This window comes from Mesorhizobium sp. CA5, from assembly GCF_020165105.1.
In the GTDB taxonomy this organism is placed as follows: Bacteria; Pseudomonadota; Alphaproteobacteria; order Rhizobiales; family Rhizobiaceae; genus Mesorhizobium.
Genome location: NZ_JAIUHJ010000026.1, coordinates 20,447 through 36,063, shown reverse-complemented (window position 1 = coordinate 36,063; position 15,617 = coordinate 20,447). Strand labels below are relative to the sequence as shown.

The 15,617-nt window shown below is 65.9% G+C and carries 12 protein-coding genes; all 12 read left to right on the top strand.

Annotated features, from left to right (window positions below; genetic code table 11):
• Nucleotide 1: 1 nt before the first annotated feature.
• The 12 genes from tssF to LB529_RS25700 are packed head-to-tail and all read left to right on the top strand — an operon-like array spanning nt 2 to nt 15,603.
• The gene (gene tssF / locus LB529_RS25755) at nt 2-1,876 is read left to right on the top strand and encodes a type VI secretion system baseplate subunit TssF (RefSeq protein ID WP_224712694.1); all 1,875 of its coding nucleotides are present in this window, start codon (nt 2-4) and stop codon (nt 1,874-1,876) included.
• Nucleotides 1,840-2,904: a type VI secretion system baseplate subunit TssG gene (gene tssG, locus LB529_RS25750; protein WP_224712693.1), complete on the top strand. Its 1,065-nt coding sequence runs from the start codon at nt 1,840-1,842 to the stop codon at nt 2,902-2,904. Before tssF ends, tssG begins: the two co-directional genes overlap by 37 nt.
• A complete protein-coding gene (tagH, locus tag LB529_RS25745) occupies nt 2,904-4,343 on the top strand; it encodes a type VI secretion system-associated FHA domain protein TagH (protein ID WP_224712692.1) in 1,440 nt (479 codons plus the stop codon). The genes tssG and tagH overlap by 1 nt, the downstream gene beginning before the upstream one ends.
• A 4-nt stretch (nt 4,344-4,347) precedes the next feature.
• Nucleotides 4,348-4,800, top strand: a complete 453-nt coding sequence (gene tssJ / locus LB529_RS25740) for a type VI secretion system lipoprotein TssJ (protein WP_095765815.1) — start codon at nt 4,348-4,350, stop codon at nt 4,798-4,800.
• A 36-nt stretch (nt 4,801-4,836) separates the two neighbouring features.
• The gene (tssK, locus tag LB529_RS25735) at nt 4,837-6,171 is read left to right on the top strand and encodes a type VI secretion system baseplate subunit TssK (protein WP_224712691.1); all 1,335 of its coding nucleotides are present in this window, start codon (nt 4,837-4,839) and stop codon (nt 6,169-6,171) included.
• Between the two features lie 4 nt (nt 6,172-6,175).
• Nucleotides 6,176-7,501, top strand: a complete 1,326-nt coding sequence (gene icmH, locus LB529_RS25730; RefSeq protein WP_224712690.1) for a type IVB secretion system protein IcmH/DotU — start codon at nt 6,176-6,178, stop codon at nt 7,499-7,501.
• Nucleotide 7,502: 1 nt separating this feature from the next.
• Nucleotides 7,503-11,042 (top strand): type VI secretion system membrane subunit TssM, encoded by a 3,540-nt coding sequence (gene tssM, locus LB529_RS25725; RefSeq protein WP_224712689.1) that lies wholly within the window; start codon nt 7,503-7,505, stop codon nt 11,040-11,042.
• Nucleotides 11,024-11,566 (top strand): type VI secretion system-associated protein TagF, encoded by a 543-nt coding sequence (gene tagF / locus LB529_RS25720; RefSeq protein WP_224712688.1) that lies wholly within the window; start codon nt 11,024-11,026, stop codon nt 11,564-11,566. The genes tssM and tagF overlap by 19 nt, the downstream gene beginning before the upstream one ends.
• Nucleotides 11,566-12,669, top strand: a complete 1,104-nt coding sequence (locus tag LB529_RS25715; protein ID WP_224639992.1) for a DUF2169 domain-containing protein — start codon at nt 11,566-11,568, stop codon at nt 12,667-12,669. Before tagF ends, LB529_RS25715 begins: the two co-directional genes overlap by 1 nt.
• A complete protein-coding gene (locus tag LB529_RS25710; RefSeq protein ID WP_224712687.1) occupies nt 12,666-13,688 on the top strand; it encodes a 3-oxoacyl-ACP synthase in 1,023 nt (340 codons plus the stop codon). Before LB529_RS25715 ends, LB529_RS25710 begins: the two co-directional genes overlap by 4 nt.
• Entirely contained in the window at nt 13,689-14,717 is a 1,029-nt protein-coding gene (locus LB529_RS25705; protein WP_224712686.1) for a PAAR-like domain-containing protein, read from the top strand.
• Between the two features lie 28 nt (nt 14,718-14,745).
• Nucleotides 14,746-15,603 (top strand): hypothetical protein, encoded by an 858-nt coding sequence (locus LB529_RS25700; RefSeq protein ID WP_224712685.1) that lies wholly within the window; start codon nt 14,746-14,748, stop codon nt 15,601-15,603.
• The last annotated feature ends 14 nt before the right edge of the window (nt 15,604-15,617 follow it).

Genomic DNA, 15,617 nt, shown 5'->3' with positions numbered 1-15,617 from the left:
GATGGATCGGGTCTTCGTGGAGTATTACGAAGAGGAACTGACCCATATCCGCGCGCTGGCCGCGGAATTCGCCGACATGCATCCGGCGGTGGCCCGCAACCTTTCCCTCGATACCGTCCCCTGCCCCGATCCCTATGTCGAACGGCTGCTCGACGGCGTGGCCTTTCTTGCCGCGCGCACGCGGCTGAAGGTCGACGCCGAGCGCTCGCGCTTCTCGCGCGCCGTGCTCGACGTGCTCTATCCCGACCTTGTGACGCCGGCGCCGGCGACGGCGATGGCCGTGCTGAAACCTGGACAGCAGGTGCAATCGATGATCGCCGGCCATGCCGTGGCGCGCGGCACGCGGCTGGTTTCCGGCCTTCATCCTGGGCTCTCGACGCGCTCAACCTTCACCACCGCGCAAGAGGTGACGCTTTGGCCGATCGCGATCAATTCGGTCAGCTATTTCCAGGACCGCAGCGCACTCGCCGCCGCCGGCATCGCGCCTGTCGGCGGCGTTCGCGGCGAAGCGGCGTTCCGCATCGCGCTTACCCGGACCGGAAAGGGCAAGCTCAGCGAATTGTCGCTCGACCGCCTCGATCTCTATTTCGCCGGGCGCGCCAAGGCGCCGCTCATCTTCGATGCGATCTTCGGCGCCTGTTCGGCCGTCGGCGCGCGGGCGGAAGGCAAGACCAATCCGCTCACCGCGCTGCCCGAGCCAGAAATGGTCGGGATCCACGACGATGAAGCGCTGATGCCGCGCACGCGGCCGACCTTTGAGGGATACCGGCTGCTGCGCGAATATTTCATGATCCCCGAACGCTTCCACTATGTGCGCGTTGCCGGCCTGCAGCCGGTGGTGCGCAAGTGCGATGGGGGAATAGAGATCATCTTCCTATTCCGGCGTCCGGTGCCGGAACTCGCCGATGTGACGGTGGCCGATTTCGAGCTGTTCGCGACGCCGATCATCAATCTCTTCGAACGCGAGTGCAACGTCATCGAGATCGATCCGCGCCGGACGCGCCAGGTGCTGCACGCCGACCGCACCCGGGCGCGCGATTTCGAGATCTTCCGGGTCACTCGGGTGGAAGACGCCGATGCCGAAGGCAGCGAGGCGACCATCCCCGAACTATTCAGCCTGGGACAGAACCGCGGCAGCGGCTGGGTCTATTCGACGGAGCGGCGCCCGCGCCGGGCCACTGAGGACGAGCGGCGCGACGGCCTGACCCGCACCTCCTACACCGGCGACGATGTCTTTATCGCAGTCTCGCGGCCGGCCGGCAGCCAGCCGAACCGGCCGCTCAAGCGGCTCGACGTGATGGCGCTCTGCACCAACCGCGACCTGCCGATCCTGGACGATACGCCGTCGCTGACGCTGGAGACCGCCGACCCGGTGGAAGCGGTACGCCTGCTCGGCGCGCTGCGGCCGCCGCAGCCGGCGATCCCGGCGGCGCTGCCGGCCGGCGCCGAAGGCGAATCCCGCGCCGACAATCTCGCCTGGCGGCTGGTGGCGCAGCTCTCGCTCAATTTCCTGAGCCTCGCCAAAGAAGGCCGCGGCGTCGATCCGCTGCACGCCTTGCTCGACCTCTACGCCGATCGCGGTGATCCGAGCCTTGCCCGCAACGTGCATTCGATCACCCGCATCGACTCGCGGCCGGTGATCGAGCGGCTCAAGATCGACGGGCCGATGTGTTTCGGACGCGGCACCGAAGTCACGCTACATGTCGACCAGTCGGTGCTGGCGGGGCAAAGCACGCTGCTGCTTTCGGCCCTGCTGGCGCGGCTGTTTGCCCGCCATGCCGGGATAAACGGTTTCGTGCGGACGCGTACGCGGCTGCTGCAGAAGCAGGAGGATGTGCCATGGCCGATGACGCCCGGCAATCGCTACCTGATCTAGCGCAGCCCGCCCCAGCCGAGGCCGAGGCGCTGTCGGAGAGCTTCGACTTCTTCGAGCTGTTGCGCCGCCTGGAGCAGCGGCGCGGACTGTTCGGGCATTCCGGAACCGCGGACCGTGAGCCGGCAAGGCTCGGCCAACATGTGCGCCTGAGCTTCTCGGCCAGGGACGTGATCAAATTCCAGGACGCCAGGGACAACGCTCCGGCGCGGGTGACGATCGCCAATCTCGGCCTGCTCGGGCCGGAAGGGCCGATGCCGCTGCATCTGACGCGCTGGGTGCTCGACCGGCTGTCGCAGCGCTGGTTCACCGGCGCCGGCGCCGAGCAGACCAGCGACACGACCTTCGTCGACTTCGTCAACATCCTGCAGCATCGCATGATCGCGCTCTACTACCGCGCATGGGCCGATGCGCATCCGGCGGTGCAGGTCGAACGTTCGGTCGGCGGGCGCGTGCGCGCCATGCTGGAGGCCATGGCTGGCATCGGCCTTCCCGGCACGCAGGACCCCGAGCTCGACACGGTGCGGCTGCGCCAGGCCGGGTCGCTGGCCAACCAGGTCGACGGCGCGGAGCGGCTGACGCTTTTTCTCGCCACGGCCTTCAAGGTGCCGGTTGAAATCAAGGAATTCGTCGCCGCCTGGATCACCATTCCCACGGCGCTGCAGAGCCGCGTCGGCAAGGCCTATGCGGCGCTCGGCGGCGGGGCAACGATCGGCCCGCGCGTCTTCAGCCGGCAGAGCCGGATCGAATTGCGCGTCGGCCCGCTGAGCCTCGACGACTTCAAATCGTTCCTGCCCGGAGAACGGCGCCTTGCCCTGTTCAAGAAGGCGGTGCGCGACATGATCGGCGAAGCGCTCGACGTCGATCTGCGCATCGTGCTCGCGCGCGACGCCGTGCCTTCGCCGAAGATGGGAACCATCCAGCTCGGCCGTACCTCCTGGCTTTCGCGCCCTGTCGAAAAGGGCGACGCCGACGATCTCAGGCTGCGCACCATCGTCGGTTGGCGGCCGGACATGGCGGAGGCAGCCTGATGAGCCTGCTGCTGACCCTGGAACAAGGCCCGCGCTCGCAAGTGGTCAGGCAGGCCCGGCTGGACGAGGGCGAGCTGGTGATCGGCCGCAGCGCCGATGCCGGCTGGCAGATCGACGATCCGGACATGTTCGTCTCACGCGCGCACTGCAAGATCAGCGGCGGCCGCGACGGCTATTACGTCACCGATACGTCGAGCAGCGGGCTGTTCATCGACGATTCCGACAGCCCGCTCGGTACCGGCAGGTCGACGCGCCTGCAAAGCGGCATGCGGCTGCGCATGGGCGACTATGTGCTCCATGTCGAGGTGCAGCCCAGCGCCGGCCACACCTCGATCAGCCAGGCGCCGATCGCCAACGCCGAGCCGGCATGGTCGCCGCAATCGCGGACACCGGCCAGCATCGGCGGCGACGACTTTTTCTCGGCCAAGGTCGAGGAAGAGCCGCTGCGGCCGCGCCCGGCCGGGCTGCCCGATCCGTTCGAGCAGCCTGTGCCCGGAGCTTACGATCGCAGTTCCAACCAGCGCAGCTCGCCCGCCTTCGACGACCCGTTTAGCCTCGATCCGGTGGCGACGCCGACATCGAACAACGAGCCCGCCGTCGGCCGGTCGGATCCGTTCGGCTTCGGCGACATGCCGTTGCGCAGCGACACGCCCGAACCCGCGGCGAAACCGTCCGGCTTCGACGATTTCGGCTTCGGGCCAGCCGCGACGCCCGCTTCCGGCAACAGTGCCGATCCAGCTCGCCGCGTCGAAAAGGCCGCCGAGAAGCCGCAGGCCGCCCGCCCATGGGAGATGCCGGTGCGGGCCGAACCCGCCGCGCCGCCGCGTCCCGCTCCCAAACCGTCACGTCCGATGCAACCGGCGCCCAGCGACATGGCGTTGCGCGCGGCGTTCCTGCGCGGCATGGGCGTCGAGGAGGCCGATTTCCCCGGACGCGACCCGGTCGCCGAAATGGAGAAGTTCGGGCGCGAATACAGGCTGATGCTCGATGGGCTGATGCAGCTCCTGCGCAAGCGCGCCGAGGAGAAGGGCAGCGCGCGCGTCGCCCAGACCATGGTCGGCGCCTCCGAGGTCAACCCGCTCAAATTCCTGCCGACGGTCGAGGATGTCATCGTCACCATCATCGCGGAACGCAGTCCCGGCTTTCTCTCCGGCGAGGCGGCGATCGGCGACGCGGTGAAGGACCTCGCGCAGCATCACGTGCGCGCCTGGCGCGGCGTACAGGCGGCGCTGCGGCGCATGATCGACCGCTTCGATCCGGCCGCGATCGAGGAAGAGCTCAAGTCCAATTCGGCGATCGGCAATCTGCTTGCCGGCGGGCGCAATGCCAAGCTGTGGGAGCTTTACCAGAAACGCCATCGCGACATCGCCCAGAGCGCGGAATCGAGCTTCCTGGGCGAGATCGGCGCAGATTTCAGGGACGCATATGAAGAGGAGTAGGGACATGATCGACAGACGTGAATTCATCGTCGCCATCGGCGCGACGGGGCTGCTTGCGGCTTGCCAGAGCGGCCCGCCGAAACCATCGGTCATCTCGGTCAACGTGACCGGTGGCGCCGGCATGAATCCGGGACCGGGCGGCGGCGACAGGCCGGTGACCGTGCTGGTGATGCGGCTTGCCAGCACAGGCAAGTTCAACTCGGCCGATTATTTCGCGCTGCAGGGCGATGCCGGCTCGGCGCTGGGCGCCGACCTCATCGGATCGGACGCGATCTCGGTCGCTCCGGGCAAGACGGCGGCCAAGACCATCACGGTCGAACCGAACGCGACGGCGCTCGGCTTCGTCGCGCTGATCCGCGAGCCCGGCGGACGCAACTGGCGCACGACCAAGTCGGTATCGCCGGGGTCGAAATTCACCATCAACGTCAGCCTCGGCAAGGGCGGCATTTCCGCCTGACGGCGAGACAAGCACGGCAGTGCAGAGAGCAGTGGCATGAGCGACGCAAACAGGGTGCTGTGGTCCGAGGGACTCTTCTTGAGGACCCAGCACTTCCAGCAGCAGGACCGGTTCTTCGAGGGGATGGTGCGCGGCGCCTTGCAGGCCGGCCAGCTCCATACGTTCGGCTTCCAGCAGCTGACGCTCGACCAGTCGCTGCTCGACGCGGGCCAGGTGTCGATCGTGTCCGCCCGGGGCATCTTCCCGGACGGTACGCCCTTCTCCATCCCGGAACTGATGGACGCGCCGAAGCCGCTGCCGGTCACGGCCGACACCGGCGCCGGGCCGGTGCTGGTGGCGTTGCCGCTCGAGCCGCCCGGCGGCGTCGGCTTCGATCCGGCGCATTCCGCGTCGACGGGCGCGCGCTACCACGGCAAGATCGTTGCGGTGCGCGATTCCGTGCAGGGCGGCGCCGATCCGGAAGAGATCGAGATCGCGCGGCCGCAATCGGTGCTGCTGGCGCCCGGCAAATCGGTCGGCGGCTATACGGCGCTGCCGGTCGCCGACATCAAAGGTGTGCGGGCCGATGGCGGCGTCTCGCTCGACCAGGCCTTCCTGCCGCCGACGCTGATCACCGGCGCCGTCCACTGGTACCGGCAATTGCTGCAGGAGGTCGTCACCGGCCTTGACCAGATCGCCGAGGCGCATGGCAAGATGGTGATGGGCGGCGCCGGCCGCAGCGTCGAAGACCTTTTGATGCTGCATCTCGCCAATGCTGCGCGGCCGCGCCTTGCGCATATGCTGGCGCAGGATGTCTTCCATCCGGCCGAGCTCTATCTCGAGCTTGCCGGCCTCGCCGGCGAGATGGCCACCTACGGCTCGAGCTCGCGGCGGCTCGGAGAGCTGCCGGCCTACGACCACATGGCGCCGGGTCCCGCCTATATGGCGCTGGCCGACGCCTTGCGTTCGCTCATCCTCAGCCTGCGCTATATCGAGCCGAAGTCGCGCGCGCTGCCGGTCATGCGGCACGCGACCAATGTGTGGAAGGTGCGGATCGACAATCCGAAACTGCTGGTCGCCAGCCGCATCGTCATCCGCGTCGGCTCCGAGCTTTCGGAGGATGCGCTGCGCAAGATCTTCGTCAACCAGGCGACGGTCGGGTCAGCCGACCAGTTCGAAGGGCTGTGGAAGTCGCGCCTGCCGGGCATTCCGCTGAAACCGCTGCATTCGCAGCCGCGCGAGATCCCTTATGACGGCGACAGGCTGTGCCTGGAGCTCGACCAGAAGAGCGAGCATTGGGCTTCGCTGCTCGACGCCCCCGGCTTCGTCATCGGTGTTTCCGGTGTGCTGCCGAGCGAGCCGCAGGTCGACTGCTATTCGGTGAACAGGTGAGGCCATGAGCCGGGATGATCCTTTCGGACTGTCGGAGGATCGCGAGCGAACCCGCATCCGGCTGACGGGTGCCGCGCCCCGGCCGATGGCGCCGCTGGCGCCGGGCGCGCCGGTCAAACGGGCACGCGCGCATCCCAACACACTGATCAACATTTTCGCGCCGCTGCTCGAATTCGCGCCGGAGCTCGAAAGCGCGCTGGCGCCGGAGAACCCGGAAGTCATGCGCACGCGCCTGCTCGACGAGTTGGTGCGGGCCCGAGACGCGGCGGTGGCAGCGGGCTCATCGCTGGAGCGCGCCGACCAGGCCGCATGGGCGGTGGCGGCGCTGCTCGACGATCTGGCGCTCAACACGCCGTGGGGCGGCGCCAGCGCCTGGCCGCGCCAGCCGCTGGTGGTCATGCTGCGCGGCGATGTCGACGCTGGCACCCAGTTCTTCACGCGCCTCGACGAGCTGGAGCGGCACCCCAACCGCGACCGTGAGATGCTGGAGCTGCAATATTACTGCCTGGCACTCGGCTTCCGCGGCAAGTACCGCGTGCCCGGCCGCGCCGGCGACCGTTCGCTCAACGCCGTGCGCGTGGCCGCCGCACGCTTCCTGCGCAACGCGGACGCCGAGGACGCACCGCTGTCGCCGAACTGGAAGGGCGTAATCGCCTCCGACGAGCCGCAGCGCTTCATCGTTCCGATCTGGGTGATGGCGCTTGCCGCGATCGTCGTCGCCGCGGCAGCCTATATCGGCCTGTCGATGGGCCTGAGCAGCCAGGCGGTCGAGCTTTCCGCGCTGGTGCGCACGCTGCCGCCGGCCTCGCGCGGCGACATCACCCGCGCCGCGCCCAAGCAGGATGCACCCGCGCCCGAGCCGCAGCCGGTCGATTTCGCGCTGCTGCCGGAATTCAAGGCCGAGGCGCCGGACAACCTCAAGGGGGCGCTCAGCGGCACCGAGAGCGTCTCGCTGGCCAAGCTGATCATCCAGTCCTCCAATCCCGAGCTGTTCCAGTCCTCCCGGCCGACGCTGACGGAAGGATACGAACCGCTGATCGCAGCGATCGCCAAGGTGATCCTGGACAATAAGGAGCTGATCGGAAAAATCACTGTCGTCGGCCATACCGACAATGTGCGCCTGCAAAAGTCCAATCCGCTGGCCAGCAACCAGCGTCTGTCGGAAGCGCGCGCCGAAACCATAGCCAAGCTTCTGGTGCAAGCCGGCGTGCCGCCGGAGAGTATTTCTTCCGAGGGCCGCGCCGAAACCGATCCGGTGGCCGACAACTCGACGCGCGAGGGCCGCGCGCTCAACCGGCGCGTCGAGGTTCTGGTCGAGAAGAGGCTCTGAGATGTTCATCCTGCGCTTCCTCTGGGCCGTCATCACCTCGCGTTTTCTCTGGACGCTGATCGGCATCGCGCTGCTTTCGCTGCTGATCTGGGTGTTCGGCCCGATCGTGCAGGTCGGCCCCTACGCGCCGTTCGAATCCGACAATGTGCGCATCGCCATCATCGCCGGGCTGATCATCCTGTGGCTGATCTGGCTGATCATCGCGCAACGCCGCGCAATCCGCGCCAACCGCATGTTCGTCGCCGAGATCGCGGCGCCGGTCGCCGAAAAGCAGCTCACGCCCGGCGAGGAAAGCGTTGCGGCCGTCGGCGCCAAGTTCGGCGAGGTGATGGCGGAGCTGAAGCGCCGCAAGCTCGGCGGCAGAAAATTCCTGCGCGAGATGCCCTGGTATGTGATCGTCGGTCCGCCGGCCACCGGCAAGACCACGGCATTGCGCCAGTCGGGCCTCAATTTTCCGATCGACCTCACGGACGACCTGCAGGGCGTCGGCGGCACGCGCAATTGCGACTGGTTCTTCTCCGAGAACGCGGTGCTGATCGACACGGCGGGCCGCTACGTCCAGCAGGAAAGCCAGCCGGATGTCGACGCGGCGGAGTGGCTGGGCTTCCTCGACCTTCTAAAGAAGCACCGAGGCCGGCGCGCGCTCAACGGGGTGATCGTGGCGTTGTCGATCGATGCGCTGTCGGAGGGCGACGACGCGATCAAGGCGCATGGCAGAAAGATCCGCCGCCGGCTGGCGGAGCTGAACGACCGGCTGGAGATCCGCCTTCCTGTCTACCTGATGCTGACCAAGGCCGATCTGATCAAAGGGTTCGAAGCGTTCTTCGGCGGCTTGTCGACCACGGCGCGCGAGCAGGTGTGGGGAACCACTTTCCCGCTCGACGCCCGCGTCAGTGCCGGCATGATCCAGACCGAACTCGCCAGGCTTGCCAGCGAATTGGAGCGGCGGCTGGTGCCGCGGCTGGAGGATGAAGACAAGCTCGGCCAGCGCGCCGAGATCTTCCGTTTCCCGGCGCAGCTTGCCAGCCTGTCCGAGCCGATCCAGGTGCTGGTCGAGGCGATGTTCGGCGAGAGCCGCTATGAGGAAGCCGCTTGGCTGCGCGGCCTCTATCTGACCTCGGCGACGCAGGAAGGCGCGCCGATCGACCGGCTGACTGCCGCCCTTTCCTCATCGTTCGGGCTGCCGCCGCGTCGCGCCATGCCGGCGGCGCGCGTCGAGAAACGCAGCTTCTTCCTCAGGAATCTGCTCACCGAAGTGATCTTCAAGGAAGCCGGCCTCGGCACATTCGATCCGCTGGCGCAGCGCCGCCGCGCCTGGATCTGGCGCGGAGCCGCCGCCGCCTGTACGCTCGCCGCCCTGCTCGCCGGCGGACTGTTCACCTGGTCCTATCTCGACAACCGCAATGCGATCGCCGAACAGGCCGGCCAATTCGAGGCGCTGCAGGCGCCGCTCACGGACGTCGCGGCGATGCCGGCCGCGGTCGAGCAGCCGACCATGGACGGCGCGCTGGCGGCGATGGACGCGGTGGCCACGGCCCGCACGGCACCGCCGGATGCGATCCACAACCTGCTCGGCCCGACCGCCTCGGCCGAGCTCATACGCGCACAGACCGATACCTACGACCATGCGCTGCGCAACGTGCTGGAGCCGCATATGGTCGCGCTGCTGGAGGCGACGATGTGGCGGCAGATCCGCGATCCGGATTTCATGCTCGGCGCGCTGAAGACTTACCGCATGATGACTGGCCTGTCGCAGATGGACACCGATTTCGTGCAGAACTGGTGGGTGAACAGCCTGCCACAATTCGCGCCGGCCGCACCCTTCCCGACCGCGGACGCCGAAGAGCACCAGCTTGCCGCGATCCGCCGCATGGCGGTCGACGACAGCTACATCGCGCCGGACAAGGAGCTGGTCGCCGAGGCGCTGAAGACGGTCTGCACGATCTCGCTGCCAGAACGCGCCTACAAGCAGCTTCTGGCCGACCCGGAAGTGGCGGCGGTCAAGGAATGGGTGCCGGCGAATTTCGCCGGACCGAACGGCGCCAAGGTGTTCGCGCGCCGCTCGGACAAGACGCTGCGTGTCGGCGTACCAGGCCCTTACACCTATGCCGGCTTCCACGACGCAATCCTCGACCGGGTCGAGGATGTCGCCGGGCAGGCAGCGCTCGACCGCGCGGTGTTTGCCGGCGGCTGCTCCGAGAATTCGGAGACGTCGGTTTCGGCGCTGTCGGAAGACATCCTCAAGCTCTATTACGACGACTATATCGCGCAGTGGGATAGTTTCCTGCGCGACATGCGGCTGGCGCCGCTGACGGACCTCAACGTCGCGAGCGAGAACCTCAAGGACCTGTCCAGCGCCGACTCGGCGCTGAAGCGGCTGCTGACCGCGGTGGTGCAGGAGACGGACCTGACCCGTTCCGACGACGCGGCGGCCGACGACAAGAGCGGCGCTGCCAAGACCGGCTCGAAGCTGCTCAGCAAGCTCGGCAAATTGGGCAAGGTGGTGAAGACGGGAGCGAAGCTCCTGCCCCGCGCGGGCTCGGCCGACCAGGTCGACATGACCGGCAGCCTGGTGGCCGAGCATTTCAAGCCGCTCAAGGGCACGATCGCCCAGGTCGACGGCCAGCCGCCGGCGCTCGACGCCGCCGTCGTGGCGCTGACGGCGCTGTCTAATGTGCTGCAGACGGTCACCGCCAACCCTGATCCGCAGGACGCCATCAAGAAGCAGGGCGGGCTTGCCGAACTGACAGGCGCAGTCGCAAGGCAGGCGCAGATCCTGCCCTCGCCGATCAACGACTGGCTGGGCGGAATTGCCGGCGACACAAGCGGCCTGTCGCAGAAGGCCGTCACCAATGAGCTCAACGCCATCTGGCGGGCGGACATCCTGCCCTTCTGCCAGGCCGCGCTCAACAACCGCTATCCGTTCAGCCCGGACAGCGCGGTCGACGTCAATGTGCGCGACTTCCAGCGCCTGTTCGGGCCGACCGGGCTCATCGATGCCTTCACCAACGACCATCTGATCAACTATGTCGACACCGCCAGCGAGCCGTGGAAATGGCGCGCCGATTTCGGCCTCGACCCGGCGGCACTCGCTGCGTTCGAGCAGGCGCGCCACATTCGCGACGATCTGTTCCCCGGCGGCACCGGACCGGTGATGAATTTCACGCTGGAACCCAAGGATCTGTCGCCCAACGTGGCGCGGGTGACGCTCAACCTCGATGGCCAGAACCTCGTCTATTACAACAACGCGACGAGGCCGCAGCCGATGACATGGCCGGGCAAGGACGGCACCGGCGTGATCTCGCTCGCCTTCCAGCCGGTCGACGGCTCGCCCGAGGTGATGCTCAACGAGACCGGCAGCTGGGCGTGGCTGAGAATGCTGCGCGGCGGCCGCTTCAACGCGACCAAGCTCACCGACGTCTACAGCCTGCGGCTCGGCACCAAGGGGATGTGGGCCGATTTCGAGCTCAAGGCGGCCAGCGTCGAGAACCCTTACACGCTAGAAATGTTCAAGAAGTTCACATGTCCGCCGCAGATCTGATCCTGCCCGGCTTCTATGGCAAGATGCCTGCCGCCGGCGATTTCGTCACGCGCCGGCTGCCAGGCGATTTCGTGCGCAGGTGGGACCGCTGGCTGGCGCAGCACATCGTGCCGCTGTTCGGGGTAGAGACCTGGCCGGCGGACACGGCGCTGCGGTTCCTTAGCGGCCCTGCTTCGTTCGGTGCTGCGGCCGGCGTCGTGCTGCAAAGCGCCGACCGGGTCGGCCGGCGGTTCCCGCTGAGCGTGGTCGCCCGGCTTTCTGAGGCGCCGCTGAAGCTGGCCTATTCCGATGGCTGGTTCGATGGCATCGAGAGCGCAGCCTTCACTGCGCAGCGGGCGGAGCTGACGCCCGACGAACTCGACACGGCGCTGGTGAACCTGCCCGTTCCATTTGTCGATGGCGAAAACGATGTCATCGGCGACCTCGTCATGTGGACGGCGCATACGGATATTTTCGACGTCGATCCGCAGGCGCCGCAGCCGACGCTGGAGCAGATCTTCGCCGCGAGCTGGGAGACCAGCTGATGCAGATCTGGAACCAGATGGGCTATCCGCATCAGTTCACCATGGGCATGGACAAGGCCGGCCATGAGTGGCTGGTCGTGGTGGTAAAGGGCACTTTCGATTTTCCCGCGACACCCGCCGGGCTGGTGCGGAAATCGGCAGAACAGGTTCCGCTGGTCATGGCGGACACGCACACCGGCGTGCCGGGCTATTCGGCGACGCTGTGGGAAACCGATTTCGCCTTCCGCAAGCCGCGCTGCGACGTGATTGCAAATGGCTTTGCGTATGCGCCGGGAGGGCGTCCAGCCGAACGCGTGCCGGTAGGCATCAAGATTGGCAATTGGTCAAAGCTGTTCGAAGTCGTCGGCCACCGCGAATGGCGGGCCATCGGACCGGTGTTCACCGCAACCGCGCCGCAGCCCTTCCTGAAGTTGCCCATTTCGTACGATGTCGCCTGGGGTGGCGTCGACCGGCTCGACCCCGAGGACCAGCTTCCCGCTAGCTATAGACATAATCCGGTCGGCACTGGCTGGTCGCGGACAAGGAATCAACGCCTTATTCCAGGCCTTCGATTACCGAACACGCAGGCTCCCGGCGAGGAGATCCGCTCGCCCTTCGGCGACTACAGGCCAATGGCGTTCGGGCCGATGGGACGTGGCTGGCCCGGCCGCATCGAATATGGCGGCACCTACGACCAGAACTGGATCGACAACATCTTCCCGTTTTTGCCGCCCGATTTCGACGAGCGATATTTCCAAATGGCGCCGTCCGACCAGCAGATTGACCATCCGCGAGGCGGCGAGGACGTGGTGCTGGTCAATCTGACGCCAGAGGGACGAACCGCGTTCCGGCTGCCTCCGACGGCGCTCCCGATGCGGCTCTTCAAGAGCAGGTTCACCGCTTTCGAAAGCGACGTGTACCCGGATACAATCCTATTCGATCCGGAGGCAAAACGATTCTCGTTGGTCTGGCGTATTTCGTGCCGGATCGAGCGCACTGTGCTTGATTTTACAGAATGCTGGATCGGCGCGCCTACAGAGTCGATGATCCACGCGCACAGGACGGGGCGCATCTTCATACGAGCCAACGGTACCGCCCCGGACGAGGAGGAGGACGCCGCTTGAACGGGACGATCGATATCGCCTCGGTTGGGATGGTCACCTCCGTGGGACTGGACGCTCCCGCGTCCTGCGCTGCTATGCGCGCGAGGCTCGACGGATTTCGCGAGACACGTTTCACGGGCGCGCGGGGAGAGCCCCTGATCGGCGCTCCCGTGTCCCTTCCACGCGACTGGGTCGGAGAGCGCAGGATCGCGCATCTGGCCGCCGGTGCGATATCGGAAACACTGAGTGGAGCGCGCATTGCCGGAGAGCAGACGGCGCTCATCCTTTGCCTAGCCGAGGAAGGCCGGTCGGGAAGGCCGGTCCGCGACGCCTCCAGGCTACTGAGAAAGATCGCCGAGATCCTGGAAATGGCTCCGCATACGAAATCGCGGATCATCAGCTACGGCAGGCCGTCGGGCCACGCCGCGCTCGAGCAGGCGCGCCGTCTAATCTCCTCGGGTCAGGTGGCCAATGTCGTGATCGCGGGCGTCGACAGCTACCTCACGCCTCGCACGGTCCGATATTATCTCGACCAGAGCCGCTTGATGACCAAATTCAATCCGAACGGCTTCATCCCCGGAGAGGCCGCCGCCGCCGTGCTTTGCACGAAGCCCGGGCAAGGCTCCTTGACCCTGCTCGGTGTCGGATTGGCGCGCGAGCCGGCCGCCATCTACAACAAGCAGGACCTCCCACTTCGCGGCGAGGGTATGGCCGCAGCATACGGCGTTGCGCTCAGGGAATCGCGCTTCGCCATGGTCGGGATAGGCTACCGAATATCGGACCTGATCGGCGAGCAGTACTGGTTCAAGCAAACAGCTCTTGCATTTCTGCGCCAGATGCGCGGCCACGTGGACTTCCAAGACCTTTGGTCTCCGGGCGAGTCGATTGGAAATATCGGGGCCGCTGTCGTACCGACAATGATCGGCATGGCGTTCACGGCTGCAAGGAAAGGTTATGCGGCCGGAAATCCGGTGCTGATCGAAGCATCGAATGACGAGGGCGCATGCGGCGCCGCCGTCGTGGCGTCGAGGCTGAGCTAAATGTCCAACGTCTTCGCCAACGGATTGGAAATCTCCGGCAAGGCTGTCGACGCCAAGACGATCGCCGCTTTCCCCGACACCTGTTTCACGCCACCCGAAAACCCGGCGACACCGCCTGGCGTTCCTGTCCCCTATCCGAGTTTCGGCTTCGCCTCCGACACCGAGGACGGCACCGGGACGGTCAAGATCGGCGGCAAGACGATAAACATCAAGAACAAGTCCGACCTGACGAAGACGTCCGGAACGGAAGCCGGCTGCGCCGCGAAGAAAGGCATCATCACTTCCAACAACACAGGAAAAGAGTATTTCAATTCCTGGTCGCCGAACGTGAAGGCCGATGGCGAGCCGGTGATAAGGTTCACCGACCTGGCGACAAACAATCACGGCTCAGCGGCGAACACGCCGCCATGGCTGCATGTGTGCAAGGCCAACCCCGGCTGGACCCCGACCTGTCAGAAACTCTATGAAGACTACCTCTTCATGTACAAGCCAAACAAATGCGCCAAGGGATATGAGCCGCATCATATCATCGACAACTGCGCCTTCGTGCGGGCCGGTGCTCGCGCCTCGACCAAGAAGTCCTTCAAGTCGGCGAAAAAGATAGCGGCGCGCGTCTGGAAGAAGCTCAAGAATATCTTCCAGTCGGGCAGCCCGCATCCGGGACGGAACTACAATGAGGACGACGCGCCCTGCATCTGCCTGAAGGACAACATGGACCATGGCGAGCAGCATAAGGTCGCTCATGACGTTACCCGGGCGGAGGCCAAGAAGGCCAATGTCAAGGCCAAGGGCGGAAAATGGAAATACAGTCAGGCACGGGCCGCTGGCGTCAAATCGGTCAAGAAAGCCGCCAACCTGACGGACGCCCAGGCTGAGTGCATCAAGATCGTGCTTGATTCCTATTATAAGGACCAGATGGGCTGCACCGACAGCACCGAAGTCGGTGGGCCCGAGACCAGCGCTCCCACCGCGACATCCTTCGCCACGGGCCATGGCGGCAATGCCAATGTGAGCGCCGTACCGTCTTGACGCGGATATGTCCGCGAGGAGGTAAGCTATGAAGTACCAGACACCTGGCGGTTTGTATCCGACCTGCATCGCGCTGCATGAGACCGGCGCCTACGTCATCGCGCACCCGATCGGCGACGGACCGGTCGACGCGGATCGAACGCTGCTGTTTTCGGTGCAAAACGATGTCGCCACCCTGATCCGTGACTTCGGCATCGAAATCACCGGGATTGCGTGGCTCGACGGCTCGCTGTTCGCGGTGGACGGCTATTCCGGTCTCTACCGGCTGCGCGACGGCGAATGGAGGGACCTGCCGGATGTCGGCGATCCGGTGCCACGAATAAACGCCCTGCGCGTCGTCGGCGGCCGACTTCACGGCCTGACGTCGGAAGGTGTCATCTGTCTTTGGCAGGACCCGGCCTGGGTAGAGATCACGCCCAATGACGACGACACCTATCTGTTCGATCTGGCGCTCGAGGGCGAAGGCAAGATGATGGCGACGGGCGACAACGGTTTTCTGGCCTATGTCGCCAATGGCGCGTTTCAAACAATCGACGTGCCGACAAATGCAAGCCTGACATCGGTGTTCGCGCTGTCCAGGGACACGATACTGGTGACTGGATGGAACGCCACGGCCTTGATGGGCAATGCTGACCAGCTCAGGCAACTCGACGTCGAAGGCCGAACGGAAACACTGATGAACACGGTCCGCTGGGACAACAGGATCCTGATCGCGGCAAACGAGGAGATCCTCGAATTGAAGGGGACGACGTTGTCGGTTTTCGAGACCACGTCGGCGATCAGGCTGACATGCGACGGGAGCCAATTGTGGAAGCAGTACGGGCGCGGAGTCGACAGATACGAGAACGGCCAGTGGATCAACGTGCCGCTTGTGGCGAATATCTGATCGGCTCTGTTCCG